Here is a 16,777-nt window from a genome sequence, read left to right as displayed (position 1 = left end):
TGCTATTTTATACGTATATACTTACAATTAACCAGAAAATCACTTAACATGAAGAAAGTATTCAAAATTATTGGAATTACTTTATTAACCATATTATTAATACTAATTATTATCCCTTTTGCTTTTCAATCTAAAATTAAAGAGATTGTAAAACGAACGATTAACGAAAACCTCAATGCTCATGTAGAATTTAGAGATGTAAATTTAAGCTTTATACGAAGTTTCCCTCAAGCACAAGTAGATGTAAGCGACTTGGTAATTACCAATTTCGAGCCTTTTAAAGATGAAAAATTAGCGACAGCAAAATCCATTTCGCTTAACATGTCTATAAAAGAACTGTTTAAAAAAGCGAGCGATGGACCTATTGTTATTAACCAAATAAATTTAGATGAAGCACTAATTATACTTAAAACAAACAAAAGAGGCGAAACCAATTACGATATTTTTAAAGATAAAAACGAAAAAGAAAGTACTAACCAAAACTCTACAAATGGGTTTACCTTAGATGTTAAAGATTATTCTATAGATAATAGTGCTATTACCTATCTTGACGAGGGTTCTAACACAACATTTTATATTACCGAATTCAACCATTCTGGAAAAGGCAAGTTTTCTGAAACCACTTCTGAATTAGACACCAAAACAACAACCAGAGTTAGTTTACAAATAGATAGCACCAATTATTTAAGTAATAACGAACTAAAACTTGATGCTTTAATAGGTCTTGATTTAGAGAATAATAAATATACTTTTAAAGAAAATAAAGCTATTATCAATCAGTTACCAATAGAATTTCAAGGCTATGTGCAATTGCTTGAAGAAGGACAAGAAATCGATATTACGTTTGAAAATTTAGGATCCGATTTTAAAGATTTCTTAGCCGTAATCCCAAAAGCTTATTCAAAAAACATTGAAGAAGTTGAAACTACTGGAAATTTTAAATTAAAAGGAATGATTAAAGGTTTAGCGTCTAATGAAACCATCCCGAATTTAGACATTCAAGTCACTTCAGATAATGCTTCATTTAAATATCCCGATTTGCCAAAACGTGTTGATAACATTACAATCAATGCAGCTGTAAAAAACAACACTGGAAATGCTGTAGACACCTATATAAACATCCAAGCTTTAAATTTTAAAATTGATCAAGATGTCTTTAAATCGTCTGCAACCTTAAAAAACATTACAGAGAACATGTTAGTCAATGCAGATATAGATGGTGTTTTAAATCTAGCCAATTTAAGCAAAGCCTACCCTATTCAATTAGAAAATGAATTAAATGGGATTCTAAAAGCAAAATTAAATACAGCTTTCTACATGAATGCAATTGAAACCAATGCTTATCAACGCATAAAAAACAATGGCTCAGCCTCCATTACAGATTTTATCTTTTCATCTGAAGATATGGTAAACCCTATCCATATTAAAAAAGCAAATATGACATTTAATCCAGGAACGGTTTCACTTAGTCAATTTGAAGCTATTACAGGTAAGAGTGATATAAATGTAAACGGAACCATTAATAATTTACTGGGTTTCTTATTTAGCGACAACAAATTACAAGGGAATTTTAATGTCAATTCTAATCTTTTTATTCTTGAAGATTTTATGGTTGAAAATAAAACAGCATCCAATAACAATAAAACAACTTCTGAAAAAGAATCGTTAAAAATCCCTTCCTTTTTAGATTGTACCATTCAGGCTGATGCAAAAACAGTTGTTTATGATAATTTAAATTTAGAAAATGTTCAAGGAACACTTATTATCAAAGACCAACAAGCCACCTTAAAAAACATGACCACAGATATTTTCGATGGAAAGCTAGCGGTTATTGGAAATGTTTCAACACAAAAAGCAACCCCAACATTTAACATCAATCTTGGCGCTGCTAATTTTAATATTTCGAAAGCATTTAAAGATTTAGATTTATTACAAGCTTTGGCTCCTATTGCAAAAATACTTGAGGGAAAGCTAAACTCAACCATTAGTCTAAGCGGTCAACTAGACAAAGAATTTGCTCCAGATTTAAACACCATTTCTGGTGATGCTTTTGCTGAATTATTAACAACTGATATTAATACAGAAAATAGTAAGATACTAAGTTCCTTAAGTGATAACTTAGATTTTATTGATTTTGATAAATTGGATTTAAAAGACTTTAAAACAAACTTAACATTTAAAGATGGCCTGGTTAGTTTAAAACCATTCACCATTAAATACGAAGATATAGACATCCACATTAATGGAGCACATGGATTCGATAAAAATATAAATTACAACGTTACTCTTGATGTTCCAGCAAAATATTTAGGAAGCGATATTAATAGACTTATCGGAAAAATTAGCGATCCAGAAGTGAATAAAATCTCCATACCTGTTTCGGCAAATATTACAGGTTCCTTTAACAACCCAACTGTTAAAACAGATTTAAGTTCAGCAGCTACTAAATTAACAAAACAACTTATTGAAATTGAAAAACAAAAATTATTAAATCAAGGTTCTAATACTATAAAAGATTTATTAAGTGGGTTATCTGAAGGGTCAAACACTGTTAATCAAGATTCGATTTCGACACAAACAGACACCATTAAAACAAACAATACCATTAATAATGGTATAAAAGATCTTCTGGGTGGTATACTAAATGGCAAGAAAACAAAAAAAGACAGTATTAAGTAATAATATATTATTGAGATATTCTTATTTATAAATAATTTGTTAATTATTTAACAGAATTCAACGATTTTTAAGCAATTTCAACAAAGAAGTGTGCTTTTATTAGGTTTTTCAAAAAAAAAGGTTATTATGTAAGAATCCGTAATAACTAAATAATCTAAAAGGAATATATGAGGCAATTAAAGATCACGAAGCAGGTAACAAATAGAGAGTCTAAATCTTTAGATAAATATTTACAAGATATCAGTAAGCTCCCATTAATTACTGCAGATGAAGAAGTCGAGTTAGCACAGAGAATAAGAGAAGGAGATCAATTAGCTTTAGATAAATTAACAACTTCCAATTTACGATTTGTGGTATCTGTTGCAAAACAGTATCAAAATCAAGGATTAACTCTTCCAGATTTAATTAACGAAGGAAATGCAGGTTTGGTAAAAGCTGCTAAACGTTTTGATGAAACCAGAGGATTTAAGTTTATTTCGTATGCTGTTTGGTGGATTAGACAGGCTATTTTACAAGCCTTAGCAGAGCAGTCTAGAATTGTTCGTTTACCATTAAATAAAATTGGTTCTATAAATAAAATCAATAAAGCCTATTCGTATTTAGAACAAGCACATCAACGTCCTCCAAGTCCTGACGAAATAGCTAAGGAATTAGACATGACGATTAGCGATGTAAAACAATCTATGAAAAATTCTGGTCGCCATTTATCGATGGACGCACCTTTAAAAGAAGGAGAAGATTCAAGTTTATACGATGTGGTTAAATCTGGCGAATCACCAAATCCAGACGTTAGCTTAATGAAAGATTCGTTGAATCTTGAAGTTAATCGTGCATTAAACACACTTTCTCAAAGAGAAGCAGACGTGGTTAGACTTTATTATGGTATTAATAACGAACAACCTATGAGTCTTGAAGAAATTGGAGATACTTTTGGATTAACAAGAGAACGTGTTAGACAAATTAAAGAGAAAGGTATTAGAAGATTACGCCATACCTCTAAAAACAAAATACTTAAAACATATTTAGGTTAATCTTAAATAAATGAATAATTTAGACACCCAAAAAAAGATAGATGATAAAAATTGAAATTAAAGAAGGCGAAAAAATAGACAGAGCTCTTAAACGTTATAAGAAGAAACACAGAAATGTGAAAATTATGCAGAATATAAGAGAGAATCAGTTTTTTACGAAACCTTCAGTAAAAAGAAGAAGACAGATTCAAAAAGCAGCATATATACAAAACTTAAGAGACCAAGAGGACATATAAAATATATGCTTTTTAAAGTATATCATTCTAAATCAAAACCTTCAAAAGAAGACAAACAAACCATTGTAAACTTTTTACATGAACATTTACAAGAATTTAGAGATTCCAAAGAGGACATTTCTAAATGCTTGGATTACGCAGTAAAAAACAATGATTCAGCTTTTGGAGGTTTTGTTTTGCTTATTTATGAAGGGCATTCCATCCAAGGAATAACCATTATTAATAATACTGGAATGACGGGTTACATTCCAGAAAACATCTTAGTTTATATTGCTATTCATAAAAATGCAAGAGGTAAAGGTGTTGGTAAAAAACTCCTACTAAAAGCTATTTCTTTAGCCGAAGGCGATATTGCTCTACATGTTGAACCCAACAATCCTGCTAGAAAACTTTATGAATCTTTAGGGTTTACCAATAAGTATTTGGAAATGCGACTTAAAAAAGATTAATTTAAATAATTAAAATACCAACCACGTAACCTTCACTACCTCTAACATTAAAAACAGTATCGTCGTCAAAAATCAAGTATTGCCCTTTTATCCCAACTAATTTACCTGTATAATTAGGCGTTTTATCTAAATTTAAACTTTTAGGCTTTTTAGGATACTTTAAAACTGGAAAAACAATGTTGGTTTCAGAATTAGATTCAATATAATAATCTTTAGCCTCGTCTGGTATATATTGTTTTAATTTGTTTCTCCAAGACACTAAGTCTTCATCAGCTATATCATTTTTCAACATAGTACGCCAATTGGTTTTATCTGCTACGTAATCTTTTAAAGCCACTTCGGTAATACCAGCTAAATACCTGTTTGGCACCTCAACAATTTCAATAGCTTCATGTGCTCCTTGATCAATCCAACGAGTTGGTACTTGGCTTTTTCTGGTAACACCAACCTTTACATTGCTAGAATTTGCTAAATAAACAACATGTGGTTGTAGCTGTACTTTTTTCTCGTATTCTAAATCTCGATCTTCCTTATCTATATGAGCCGTACTTAATTCAGGTCTTATAATCCAATCGGCAGCTTGAGGAATGTCGAAAAAGCAACTCTTACAAAATCCTTGTCTATAAATTGGCCTGTCTAAACTACAGTTTAGGCATTGATACTTAACAAATTGAATACTTATGGTTTTACCTAACATCTGGTTCATGTTAATAAAATCTGATTCAAATACTAAATAATATTGAATGGGTTCGAAAAACTCCGTTGCCATTTTTGTTAAAACACCTTGGTAGGTCATGAAAAAAAGTCTTATTTTTATTTTTTAAATATAATGCAAATATGCCAATTCCTATAGTTAATTCTATTGCTTCCTGGTTTTTAAAAAAACGGTTTCATCAAATAGATCTATTTTTAAAATACCCTAACGAAGTTCAGCATGAGCTACTTACGCATCTTTTAAATAAAGCAAAAGATACTGAATTTGGCAAACAATATGGTTTTGAATCTATTACAGATTATAAAACATTTACAGAGCGAGTTCCAATATCTACTTATGAGGAATATCAAGAAGTTATTGAACGATCTCGAAAAGGAGAAAACAATATCTTTTGGCCACAACCCATTAAATGGTTTGCAAAATCTAGTGGAACAACTAATGCCAAAAGCAAATTTATTCCAGTAAGTGAGGACTCTCTTGAAGATTGTCATTATGCAGCAAGTAAAGATTTACTATGCATGTATTTAAACAACAATGAAAACTCACAATTATTTACAGGAAAAAGTTTACGACTTGGTGGCAGTAAAGAACTTTATAAAGAAAACGGCACAGCTTTTGGCGACCTCTCGGCTATTTTAATAGATAACATGCCATTTTGGGCCGAATTTAGCAGTACACCAAGTAGCAAGGTTTCTTTAATGAGTAATTGGGAAGAAAAAATGCAGGCTATTGTAGACGAAACCATTCAAGAAAATGTAACAAGTCTGGCTGGTGTACCATCCTGGATGTTGGTTCTATTAAATAATGTTTTAGAAACTACAGATAAAGATAATTTATTTGATATTTGGCCAAACCTAGAAGTCTATTTCCATGGAGGTGTTAGTTTCTTGCCATATAAAGACCAGTACAAAAACATATTACCCAAAAAAGATTTTAGATACTACGAAATATACAATGCTTCTGAAGGCTTTTTTGCCATTCAAGACCATAACAATTCCAGTGAATTACTGCTCATGTTAGATTATGGTATTTTTTATGAATTTATTCCTATGGACACTTATGGCACTAAAAATGAAAAAACAATCCCTTTAAGTGAAGTAGAAACTGATAAAAATTATGCTGTAATTATAACTACAAATGCAGGACTTTGGCGTTATAAAATTGGTGACACCGTAAAATTTACTTCGACAAATCCCTATAGAATTAAAGTTACAGGCAGAACAAAACATCATATAAATGCTTTTGGTGAAGAATTAATTATTGAAAACGCTGAAGACGCCTTAAGAAAGGTCTGTAAAAAAACAAATTCAGAGATTGTAGATTATACAGCTGCACCTATTTTTATGCAAGGCAAAGAAAAAGGAGCGCATGAATGGCTTATAGAATTTAAGACACCTCCAACTGATATTAATTATTTTAATGAGCTATTTGACAATGCCTTAAAGTCTATAAATTCAGATTATGAAGCTAAACGTTACAACAATATGACGTTAAACAAACCCACCATACATATAGCAAGAGAGCAATTGTTTTACGACTGGTTAAAGCAAAATAATAAACTTGGAGGGCAACACAAAGTACCAAGGCTCTCAAACACTCGAGATTATTTAGATGACTTGCTGCTTTTAAATAAATAGCAGGTTTTTTATCGGAAAAAAAGGTAGAAAAAAAACTTACAACGACTTTTTTTTGTGCTTTGTCTAAAAACCATACTAGTCGTTTTTTTCTTACAATTAAAATACTAGTTTTACCATGCTATTAATAATAAACGATATTATTTGTCTGGTGTTTATGACAAGTAAATGCCAGATAGATATCGTTTCCTAAGATTACATTACCTAAAGATTTTTGATAATAGAAATTATATCATAATGTCAAAGTATTAATTAAACATCCATATCCCCTAAATAAAAAACCACTCTTTTTGAGTGGTTTTTATTATTAAAAACGCTTCTTTAATAGGGTTTAATACATTGTTTTTAATTTCTCTATCAAATCGTCTGGATGCGACAAATAGGTTATTCGTTTATCTTCCTTAAACCCATCTATAATATCTGGGTTTCCAGAAACCAATAATGGAACAGAAGATTGCTCTAAAATAGCATCTAATTTCAGTTTTATAGAATCTTGAGTTGGTGTAATAAACATTGACAACAACACTTTTGGGTAAACCACATCAACAACTTTCTTAATGTTTTCTGTTGGTACGTTTTGTCCAAGGTAATACACATTCCATCCCATTTTTCGAGCTAAAAAGTAAGCTAATAACAACCCAATCTCATGATGTTCATTTTCAGTTAAGAACATTAAAATAACTGGAGCTTTTTTATTGGCATAAGGCAATTGATCGATGGCTGAAAACATTTTCTTCTTAATTAAATTAGAAACAAAATGTTCTTGAGCTGGCATTACTTTATTAATACCCCAAAGCACACCAATCTGATTTAAAAAAGGATATATAATTTTAGTAGTCGTTAGTAATAAACCATTTTTTTTGATCTGTACGTTCAAGACCTCATCAAATGCTTTCTCGTCCATATCGAGTGTACTTACAATCAATGCACTGATATCATCTTCTTGCGTACTATCAATTAATTTATTAGCAATGACAGAATTAATTTCACTTTCAGACATTTTATCAATCTTAGAAATTCGATACCCATTTCGAGTAAGAATACTAATATTCATCAATTTTTTTAATTGTATATCAGTGTAATACCTAATGTTTGTTTCTGTTCTTTCAGGCGCTAAAAAGCTATATCTAGTTTCCCACTTCCTTAAAGTATGTGCTTTAACACCTGTTAATGCTACAATTTGCGCCATTGAATATGTACTCATGTCTAATATTTTACTAAGCAAAGTTAAACAAAAAATAAAGTTAATTGATAGAACTTAAAATTATTTTGTCTAACTTTTATTATAATTTCTTTGACAAAGAAAATATAATTTATATATTTGTCCAAGTTAAATTAAAAAATATTAGACAAAAATGAAAACAAACAAATTATTAATCGCATTATTTAGTCTTTGTTTATTTATTACATCTTGTAGTAATGATGATGACAGTACGACAACAACTCCCCCATCTCAACAAAAAAACATTGTTGAGATAGCCCAAGAAACTCCTGAACTAAGCTCGTTGGTTACAGCACTCTCTAGAGCAGATGGAAATTTAGTAAACGTATTAAGTGGCAATGGTCCTTTTACAGTTCTTGCTCCAACAAATACAGCTTTTGCTGCATTTCTTACAGATAATGGTTTTAGTTCCTTAGAACAAGTACCAACAGATGTATTATCGCAAATATTATTAAACCATGTAATTATGGCAGATGTTATGGCTAGCGATTTAATCTCAACTGGTTCTGGATATGCTGCTGGAAGTGCAACTGGAGCAGGAGATCAAAACATCAGTATCTTTTTTGATACAGCCAATGGTGTTAGGTTTAACAATGTCGCTTCAGTAATAAATGCTGATGTAGATGCTTCTAACGGAACCATTCATGTAATTGATGGTGTTTTAGGCCTACCAGATGTTGTAGATCATGCCTTAGCTAATCCATCGTTTTCAAGTTTAGTTGCTGCATTAGGAACTGCAGATGGTGATTTAGTTAACGTTCTAAAAGGAACTGGGCCATTTACTGTATTAGCACCAGACAACAATGCTTTTGATACTTTTTTAGATGGAACTCCACTTGGAAACGTAGATACAGCAGTGCTTTCTCAATTATTATTAAACCACGTCATTATAGGCTCAGCAATAGACTCTAGCATCTTAGTTGATGCAGGAGCAGGATATACAAATACAGGCGCTACTGGTGCAGGAGGGAATTCTATGAGTTTATATTATAATACTTCAAATGGTGTCATGTTTAACGGCATTTCAACTGTAGCTCAAGCAGATGTTGTTGGCACTAATGGAATAATTCATGCAGTAGATACAGTCATAAACATTCCTAGTGTGGTTACTTTTGCTACTGCAGATCCAAACTTTTCTACTTTAGTACTTGCTTTAACAGAATTAACACCTGCTACCGACTTTGTATCTATATTATCGAGAACTGAAGGAAGTAATGCAGATGGTATTAATCCAAATTACACAATTTTTGCACCAACAGATGATGCCTTCGATGCTTTAGCTTCTGTTCCTGCAGAACCGATTTTAACTCAAGTTTTATTACACCATGTTATTAGTGAAGCCAATGTTACTTCTGGAGATTTAAACAATCCTGGAGATACAACTGCTGCCACTTTACAAGGAGATAATATTACAATTACTCTTCCAGGTACGGGAGATAACATTGCAAATATAACTGATGGTTCTGGAGCTTCAGATGTTGGTGTTATAGCTGTAGATGTCCAAGCTGGAAATGGTGTAATTCATGTTATTAATAAAGTAATGATTCCAAATCTATAACATAGGTTATTGAATTTAAATTTAATGAAAAAGAATAGGTTTTAGTTAGTAGCAAACCGGCAATTCTTGTGGTTGTCGGTTTAATTATGTTAAAACAATTATGAACAATATTAATTTACAAAAAAAGTCATTCATAAGATTATGAATGACTTTTTTAATGATAACTAAATTGATTTTTAAGAAACCGCTTTCAGTTTCTTAATAGTTGTTTTTGTTAACTTTTCTTCAGCGTAAGCTTTTGTTACCTTAATTTCTTTTTCATCTGTACTAGGCAACTCAAACATAGCATCGGTTAATATTTCTTCGCATAACGAACGCAATCCACGTGCTCCAAGTTTATATTCTATAGCTTTTTCAACAATAAAATCTAAAGCACCATCTGTAATAGTAAAATCTATTTCATCCATTGCAAACAACTTCTTATATTGCTTAATAATGGCATTTTTAGGTTCCGTTAAAATGGCTCTCAACGTTTTAGCATCTAATGGGTCCATATATGTTAATACAGGAAGACGTCCAATAATTTCTGGTATTAAACCAAAATCTTTTAAATCTTTTGGAATAATGTATTGTAATAAATTATCGTGGTCTACACGTTCATCAGACATTGATGCACTATAACCAACGGCTTGCATGTTTAATCTTTTAGAGATAACTTTTTCAATACCATCGAAAGCTCCTCCTGCAATAAACAGGATGTTTTCTGTATTCACTTCTATAAATTTCTGGTCTGGATGTTTTCGTCCTCCTTTTGGTGGTACATTTACAACGGTTCCTTCTAACAATTTTAATAAAGCTTGTTGTACACCTTCCCCTGAGACATCCCTAGTTATAGAAGGGTTATCGCTTTTACGAGCAATTTTATCTATTTCATCAATAAATACAATGCCTTTTTCAGCTTTGTCTAAGTTATAATCTGCAGCTTGCAACAAACGTGTTAAAATACTTTCAACATCTTCACCTACATAACCAGCTTCGGTTAAAACTGTGGCATCTACAATAGCTAAAGGCACATTAAGCATTTTAGCAATGGTTTTTGCCATGAGGGTTTTACCCGTTCCTGTTTGTCCAACCATGATGATGTTTGATTTTTGAATTTCAATATCATCATCACTAGCTGGTTGTAAAAGTCTTTTGTAATGGTTATAAACAGCTACCGACATGACTTTTTTAGTCATTTCTTGCCCAATAATATACTCTTCTAAGAATTTTTTAATCTGCTTTGGCTTTCGCAACATAAGTTCTGCCGAGAGTTCACTTTGGTCACTTTGTTTAGATTCTTCTAAAACAATACCATGAGCTTGCTCGATACACCTGTCGCATATATGCGCATCCAACCCTGCAATTAATAAATTTGTTTCTGGCTTTTTCCTACCACAAAACGAACATTCTAAATCTTCCTTTGCCATTACTAAATAAATTATAAATTCCAAATTCCAAGTCTGTCCTGGATTAGAATTAATTTTAATATTTTAATTCTAATGAAATTTAGCTACGTACTAAAATTTCATCAATCATTCCGTACTCCTTTGCTTTATCAGATTTCATCCAATAATCTCTATCACTATCGGCATATACTTTGTCGTAATCTTGTCCCGAATGCTTACTGATTATTTTATAAAGCTCTTCTTTTAAAATCAAGATTTCTCTAGCAGTAATTTCAATATCACTTGCTTGACCTTGAGCACCTCCTAATGGCTGATGAATCATAACACGTGAGTGTGTTAAACCACTACGTTTTCCTTTTTCTCCTGCACATAATAAAACGGCTCCCATTGAAGCTGCCATTCCAGTACAGATAGTTGCTACGTCTGGTTTTATAAATTGCATAGTATCATAGATACCAAGCCCAGCATAAACTGATCCTCCAGGAGAATTGATATAAATTTGAATATCTTTAGATGAGTCTGTACTCTCTAAAAACAACAACTGTGCTTGAATAATATTAGCCACTTGATCGTTAATTCCTGTCCCTAGGAAAATAATACGATCCATCATTAAACGTGAGAACACATCGAAGATGGCGATATTCATTTGGCGCTCTTCAATAATGTTTGGTGTCAAGTTTGTTGGATACATACTACTAATAATTTTATTGTAGTACGTACTGCTTATCCCTTGATCTTTTATAGCGAATTTTTCAAATTCTTTTCCGTAATCCATAAATTGTTTTATATAATTAAATTGAATTAAAAAGGCGTTAAAAATACATTTTTAACGCCTAAATATAAGGATTTATTCTTTAAAACTTTGTTAAGTTATTTATCTCCGTAAACTTCTTTTATAAAGTCTTCGTAGGTAAGTTCTTTTGTTTTAAGGTTTGCCTTTTCTTTATAAAGCGCTAAAAGTTTCTGACTAATAATTTGTTCTGATATTCTTCTAGCTTCGTCTTGGTTAGACAATACACGTGCAGCTATATCTTCAAGTTCTTTATCTGAAGGATTCATTTGACCAAATTGAGCCATTTGCATTTTAATCATTTGCTTGGCGTGATCTTTAATATCATCCATGGTTACTTGGATGTTATTATCTGTAATCAACTTCCCTTCTATTAACTGATAACGTAAGCTTTTTTCAGATTTCTCATACTCGTCTTTAGCTTCATCTTCACTTAATTGATTTTCCCCAGAGTTTTGCATCCATTTTGTAAGAAATTCTCCTGGCAAATCGAATTTGGTGTTATCTACAAGGTATTCAGTAACGTCATTTAATAATTTCTGATCTGCTTGTTGTTTGAATTGCTTTTCGGCATCTTCTTTAATTTTCTCTTTTAACTCGGTTACTGTTTTAACTGTATCTTTTCCAAATAATTTATCGAATAACTCTTGGTCTAATTCAGCTAATTCACGCTCATTAATTTCTGTTATAGTAAACGTTACTTCAATATCTAGACCATGTACATCACCATGTTCTAATTTTAAAGCATGCATTAATTCGTGTTCATCGCTATATAGTCCTTTTGTTTTTAATGTAATAACATCTCCAACTTTAGCTCCTATAAATTTCTTTTCAGTTGCTTTTCCTTTAAACTTATCCAAGGTTAACGTTACCGTGTTTTCAATCTCTTTTTCTTCATTTTTATAAACACCAGTAACTTCGCTATCTTTTGTTATTTCATTTTGAGGTAACAATTTTCCATATTGTTTTTGGATATTTATTATTTGATCGTCGATCATTTTATCACCTGCAACTATGGTATAACTCGTTATCGCTTTTTTGCTTTTTAACTCAACGTCAAATTCTGGAGACAAACCTAGTTCGAATTCGAAAGATAGTTTTTCTGAATCCCAATCTAAATCATCTTGAGGCTTAGGTAGTGGATGTCCAAGAACATCTAACTTTTCTTCTGTTAAATATTTATTTAAAGCTTCTTGCAATAATTTATTTACTTCATCAACTAAAACAGCTTTTCCGTATTGTTTTTTAACCATTCCCATAGGCACGTGTCCTTTTCTAAAACCTGGAATGTTAGCTGTTTTTCTATAATCTGTTAAGATTTTTTCAACTTTATCACTATAATCTTCTTTAGCGATATCTACTTTTACTACAGCATTTAATGCATCGATGTTTTCTCTTGTAATATTCATTATATTATGACATAAAAATTGGGTTGCAAAAATACATATTTTTTGCAACCCAACAAAGTTTTTAACGTATTGTATTTCAGCCTACTTTAATCTTCTTTTAATAATGAAAATAAGATAGATTGAAGGAAAGATAGCAACAAGCTAAACAACAAGGCTATCCAAAAACCATCGACGGCAAAACCATCTATAAATTTATCTGCCAAAAGGATGATGCAGGCATTAATTACAAGCAAAAACAAGCCTAATGTAACCACTGTAATTGGTAAGGTTAAAATAACCAATATAGGTTTTATAAAAATGTTTAACAACCCTAAAACTACGGCAACTATAATAGCAGAAGTAAAGCCTTCTACAGCTACTCCTGGTAAAAATTTTGCTAAAATTACAACTGCTACAGCTGTTAATAATATTCGAATAATTAAGTTCATAAAATATTGTTTAAGTTAGATTTAAAGATAATGTTCTATGCGAAACTATCCTAAAAATTTCATGACTTCGTTAAAAAAAGCCTTTGGGTTTTCTGCATGTAACCAATGTCCTGATTTAGGAATGGTAACAAGTTTAGAGTTTGGAAAATGGTTTTTTATAATAGATTCGTCTTGCTGCCCAATATATTCTGATCTATCTCCACGCAAAAAGAGGGTGTCTCCTTTATATTGCGCATGTATTGGTAAAGCTTCACCTATTTCTTCTATATTCTCTTTTAAAACTTCTAGATTAATTCTTAATGCAAGTTCTTTTTCTTCATTCCAATAGAGGTTTTTTAATAAAAATTGTCGCGTACCAAAATCAGAAACATATTTTGACAATTGTTTATCTGCTTCACCTCTACTCTTTAATTCGTTAAAATCTAGGCGACTTAAACCTTCTAGAATAGCATCATGATGCGTTGGATAAAATCTAGGAGATATATCTGCAATCAATAATTTTGAAACCAATTCTGGGTGTGTTGCAGCAAAAAGCATAGCTACTTTTCCTCCCATAGAATGACCTAACAAAACAAGGTCTTTTAGTTGATGAAATTCACAATAAGATTTTAAATCTTCGACCATGACTTCATAATTAAACACATGGCTATGAAAACTTCTCCCATGATTTCTTTGATCCAACAAATGAACCTGGTAATTAGCTTCACTAAACTTAGCTCCAAGAGTTTTCCAGTTATCGCTCATGCCAAGAAAACCATGTAAAATAACAAATGGCTTCCCTTCCCCTAATATGTTTGCGTGTAATGGTTCTTTATTTTTCACAAATTCACAAATGTTTTTAATTGTTATATCTGTTAACTTAGATTGAAAATGACATACTATCTAAGTTTATGTAAATACATCTGAATCACATTTTCAACTCCTAAATATAAACTTTCTGAAATTAATGCGTGACCAATAGATACTTCTAATAAATCTGGAACGTGTTCTTTAAAAAATTGAATGTTTTCAAGAGACAAGTCGTGTCCTGCATTGACTCCCAAACCTAAAGAGTTTGCCAACTCTGCACAGGCAGTGTAAGGTTTTATAACCGATTTATTCCCCAAGCTAAACTCATGGGCAAAAGCTTCTGTATAAAGCTCAATTCTATCTGCACCTGTTGCTTTGGCTCCTTCAATTTGTTTTAAATCTGGATCAACAAAAATAGAAGTTCTAATGCCGTGATCTTTAAATTCTTTAATAATATCAATTAAAAAAAGCTTGTGTTTTATGGTATCCCAACCTGCATTACTTGTTATGGCATCATCAGCATCTGGAACTAAAGTGACTTGTGTTGGTTTTAATTCTAAAACCATTTTGGTAAATTTGTCTATTGGATTTCCCTCTATATTATATTCCGTATAAACTTCCGATTTCAAATCGTAAGCATCCTGATATCTAATATGTCTTTCGTCTGGCCTTGGATGAATAGTAACACCTTCTGCTCCATATCTTTGCACGTCTTTCGCAAACTGAATGACATTTGGCACATCTCCTCCTCTGGAGTTTCTTAAAGTAGCTATCTTGTTAATATTAACACTTAATTTTGTCATGACCTTGAGTTTATTCAGACAAAAATACAAAGTCAATCAAGGTTATTATAGTATTTTTTTGATTAATTTGCAGTAACATTAAAAGACGTATGAATCTTTCAGAGTATATTATAAACGATATAAAACCATTAAGCATTGAAGACAAAATTGGCGATATCCAATTATTGTTTAATCAATTAACGTATTCGCATTTTCCAGTTAAAAACAAAGATGGTGTTTATTTAGGCTGCATGTCTGAAACTGATGCTCATTGTTATAATAAAAATAAAAACATCTCGGAATACTCCCATGCTATTGAAGGTTTTTTTGTTAGACAAAATACGGTTTGGTTGGATGTTTTAGAAGCTTTCGCGCAAAACTCTACCAATATCATGCCTGTTTTAAACGAAAAGAACACTTATTTGGGCTATTATGAATTAAATGACATTATTAGCCTTTTTAATGAAACCCCGTTTTTTGCAGGAGCTGGAAGCATTTTAATTGTTGAGAAAGGTTTAAACGATTATTCTTTTAGTGAAATTAGCCAGATCGTAGAATCGAACGATGGAAAAATTCTAGGAGCTTTTATTTCTAAAATCGAGAACGATGTAGCGCAAATAACACTAAAAATTGGAAGTACAGGATTAAACGACATCATGCAAACCTTTAGACGCTACAGTTATAATATTGTTTCTGGACACGAAGAAGATAGTTATATAGAAAGTTTAAAAGAGCGATCGGATTATTTAAACAAGTATTTAAACATGTGATATATATGAAAATTGCAATTTTTGGACAATTCTATCATAAAAATGCGGAAGAAGCTGTAGAAATTCTACTAGATTATCTTTTTAACAAGCAAATTGATGTTTATATAGAAGAAAACTTTTACGACATTATAAACCATCAACTTACCAGCCATAAAAATTATGACAAATTTAAAACCTTTCAAGTTTTAGACAAAAGCTTCAACCTTTTAATTAGTATTGGAGGCGATGGTACCATGCTAAGAACCACGACCTTAGTTAAGGATTTAGACATACCAATTGTAGGTATTAATACAGGTCGTTTAGGCTTTTTGGCCACCATTCAAAACGAAAACATTATTGAAGCCATAGACGATATATTATCTGGCAATTATAAAATATCTGAACGCAGCTTACTGGCAATAAAAACATCTCCGGAACATAAAGAATTTGAAGATTTAAATTTTGCATTAAATGAGATTGCTATAAGCAGAAAAAACACAACCTCGATGATAACTGTAGAAACTAGGTTAAACGGAGAGTACTTAACATCTTATTGGAGCGATGGCTTAATAGTTTCCACACCAACTGGCTCTACAGGATACTCTTTAAGTTGTGGTGGCCCAGTAATAACCCCAGACACTAACAGCCTGGTTCTAACACCAATAGCCCCACATAATTTAAGTGCTAGGCCATTAATAATTACAGATTCTACAGAGATTCAGCTCAAAGTAAGTGGTCGTGAAGACAATTTCTTAATATCATTAGATTCAAGAATTGCAACTTTAAGCAATAATACAGTTGTTACAATAAAAAAAGCCCCATTTAAAATAAAAATGATTGAACTTCTAAAAGAAAGTTTTTTAGATACACTTCGCAAAAAGCTACTTTGGGGTGAAGACAGACGTAATTAAACAATAA

The 16,777-nt window shown here is 31.5% G+C and carries 16 protein-coding genes; 8 read left to right on the top strand and 8 right to left on the bottom strand.

What is annotated here, in order from left to right; translation table 11 throughout:
* Positions 1-48: 48 nt before the first annotated feature.
* The 4 genes from ACI5KZ_RS11520 to ACI5KZ_RS11505 all read left to right on the top strand — a co-directional run bounded on the left by ACI5KZ_RS11520 (position 49) and on the right by ACI5KZ_RS11505 (position 4,395).
* Complete coding sequence (locus ACI5KZ_RS11520) at positions 49-2,679, top strand: AsmA-like C-terminal region-containing protein (RefSeq protein ID WP_406847695.1); 2,631 nt, start codon at positions 49-51, stop codon at positions 2,677-2,679.
* A 167-nt stretch (positions 2,680-2,846) separates the two neighbouring features.
* Positions 2,847-3,710 (top strand): RNA polymerase sigma factor RpoD/SigA, encoded by an 864-nt coding sequence (locus tag ACI5KZ_RS11515; protein WP_109309780.1) that lies wholly within the window; start codon positions 2,847-2,849, stop codon positions 3,708-3,710.
* A gap of 41 nt (positions 3,711-3,751) precedes the next feature.
* Positions 3,752-3,946, top strand: a complete 195-nt coding sequence (rpsU, locus tag ACI5KZ_RS11510) for a 30S ribosomal protein S21 (RefSeq protein ID WP_109309781.1) — start codon at positions 3,752-3,754, stop codon at positions 3,944-3,946.
* Positions 3,947-3,951: 5 nt separating this feature from the next.
* Positions 3,952-4,395, top strand: a complete 444-nt coding sequence (locus ACI5KZ_RS11505) for a GNAT family N-acetyltransferase (protein ID WP_406847694.1) — start codon at positions 3,952-3,954, stop codon at positions 4,393-4,395.
* 1 nt (position 4,396) lies between these two features.
* Here ACI5KZ_RS11505 and ACI5KZ_RS11500 read toward each other — a convergent pair whose 3' ends face one another.
* A complete protein-coding gene (locus ACI5KZ_RS11500; RefSeq protein WP_406847693.1) occupies positions 4,397-5,191 on the bottom strand; it encodes a DUF2797 domain-containing protein in 795 nt (264 codons plus the stop codon).
* 41 nt (positions 5,192-5,232) lie between these two features.
* On the opposite strand from ACI5KZ_RS11500, the gene ACI5KZ_RS11495 reads away from it, so the two are divergent.
* Positions 5,233-6,747, top strand: coding sequence for a GH3 auxin-responsive promoter family protein (locus ACI5KZ_RS11495; protein ID WP_109309784.1), 1,515 nt, complete (start codon positions 5,233-5,235; stop codon positions 6,745-6,747).
* 328 nt (positions 6,748-7,075) lie between these two features.
* On the opposite strand, the gene ACI5KZ_RS11490 is transcribed toward ACI5KZ_RS11495, so the two are convergent.
* Complete coding sequence (locus ACI5KZ_RS11490) at positions 7,076-7,948, bottom strand: MerR family transcriptional regulator (protein ID WP_406847692.1); 873 nt, start codon at positions 7,946-7,948, stop codon at positions 7,076-7,078.
* 151 nt (positions 7,949-8,099) lie between these two features.
* Between ACI5KZ_RS11490 and ACI5KZ_RS11485 the strand changes: the two genes are divergently transcribed.
* Positions 8,100-9,524, top strand: a complete 1,425-nt coding sequence (locus ACI5KZ_RS11485) for a fasciclin domain-containing protein (protein ID WP_109309786.1) — start codon at positions 8,100-8,102, stop codon at positions 9,522-9,524.
* A 176-nt stretch (positions 9,525-9,700) separates the two neighbouring features.
* On the opposite strand, the gene clpX is transcribed toward ACI5KZ_RS11485, so the two are convergent.
* The 6 genes from clpX to ACI5KZ_RS11455 form a co-directional block, all read right to left on the bottom strand.
* The gene (gene clpX / locus ACI5KZ_RS11480; RefSeq protein ID WP_109309787.1) at positions 9,701-10,933 is read right to left on the bottom strand and encodes an ATP-dependent Clp protease ATP-binding subunit ClpX; all 1,233 of its coding nucleotides are present in this window, start codon (positions 10,931-10,933) and stop codon (positions 9,701-9,703) included.
* A gap of 79 nt (positions 10,934-11,012) precedes the next feature.
* Complete coding sequence (gene clpP / locus ACI5KZ_RS11475) at positions 11,013-11,687, bottom strand: ATP-dependent Clp endopeptidase proteolytic subunit ClpP (protein ID WP_109309788.1); 675 nt, start codon at positions 11,685-11,687, stop codon at positions 11,013-11,015.
* A gap of 95 nt (positions 11,688-11,782) precedes the next feature.
* A complete protein-coding gene (gene tig / locus ACI5KZ_RS11470) occupies positions 11,783-13,111 on the bottom strand; it encodes a trigger factor (protein WP_406847691.1) in 1,329 nt (442 codons plus the stop codon).
* Between the two features lie 86 nt (positions 13,112-13,197).
* Positions 13,198-13,539: a phage holin family protein gene (locus ACI5KZ_RS11465; protein ID WP_109309790.1), complete on the bottom strand. Its 342-nt coding sequence runs from the start codon at positions 13,537-13,539 to the stop codon at positions 13,198-13,200.
* 45 nt (positions 13,540-13,584) lie between these two features.
* Positions 13,585-14,361, bottom strand: coding sequence for an alpha/beta fold hydrolase (locus tag ACI5KZ_RS11460; protein WP_109309791.1), 777 nt, complete (start codon positions 14,359-14,361; stop codon positions 13,585-13,587).
* 56 nt (positions 14,362-14,417) lie between these two features.
* A complete protein-coding gene (locus tag ACI5KZ_RS11455) occupies positions 14,418-15,131 on the bottom strand; it encodes a pyridoxine 5'-phosphate synthase (RefSeq protein ID WP_406847690.1) in 714 nt (237 codons plus the stop codon).
* 89 nt (positions 15,132-15,220) lie between these two features.
* Here ACI5KZ_RS11455 and ACI5KZ_RS11450 point away from each other — a divergent pair, with 89 nt between their 5' ends.
* Positions 15,221-15,880: a CBS domain-containing protein gene (locus tag ACI5KZ_RS11450; RefSeq protein WP_109309793.1), complete on the top strand. Its 660-nt coding sequence runs from the start codon at positions 15,221-15,223 to the stop codon at positions 15,878-15,880.
* A 5-nt stretch (positions 15,881-15,885) separates the two neighbouring features.
* Positions 15,886-16,770: an NAD kinase gene (locus ACI5KZ_RS11445; RefSeq protein WP_109309794.1), complete on the top strand. Its 885-nt coding sequence runs from the start codon at positions 15,886-15,888 to the stop codon at positions 16,768-16,770.
* Positions 16,771-16,777 lie beyond the last annotated feature (7 nt).

It is taken from the genome of Xanthomarina sp. GH4-25, from assembly GCF_045363175.1.
Taxonomy (GTDB): domain Bacteria; phylum Bacteroidota; class Bacteroidia; order Flavobacteriales; family Flavobacteriaceae; genus Xanthomarina.
This window is presented reverse-complemented; position numbering and strand designations above follow the sequence as displayed.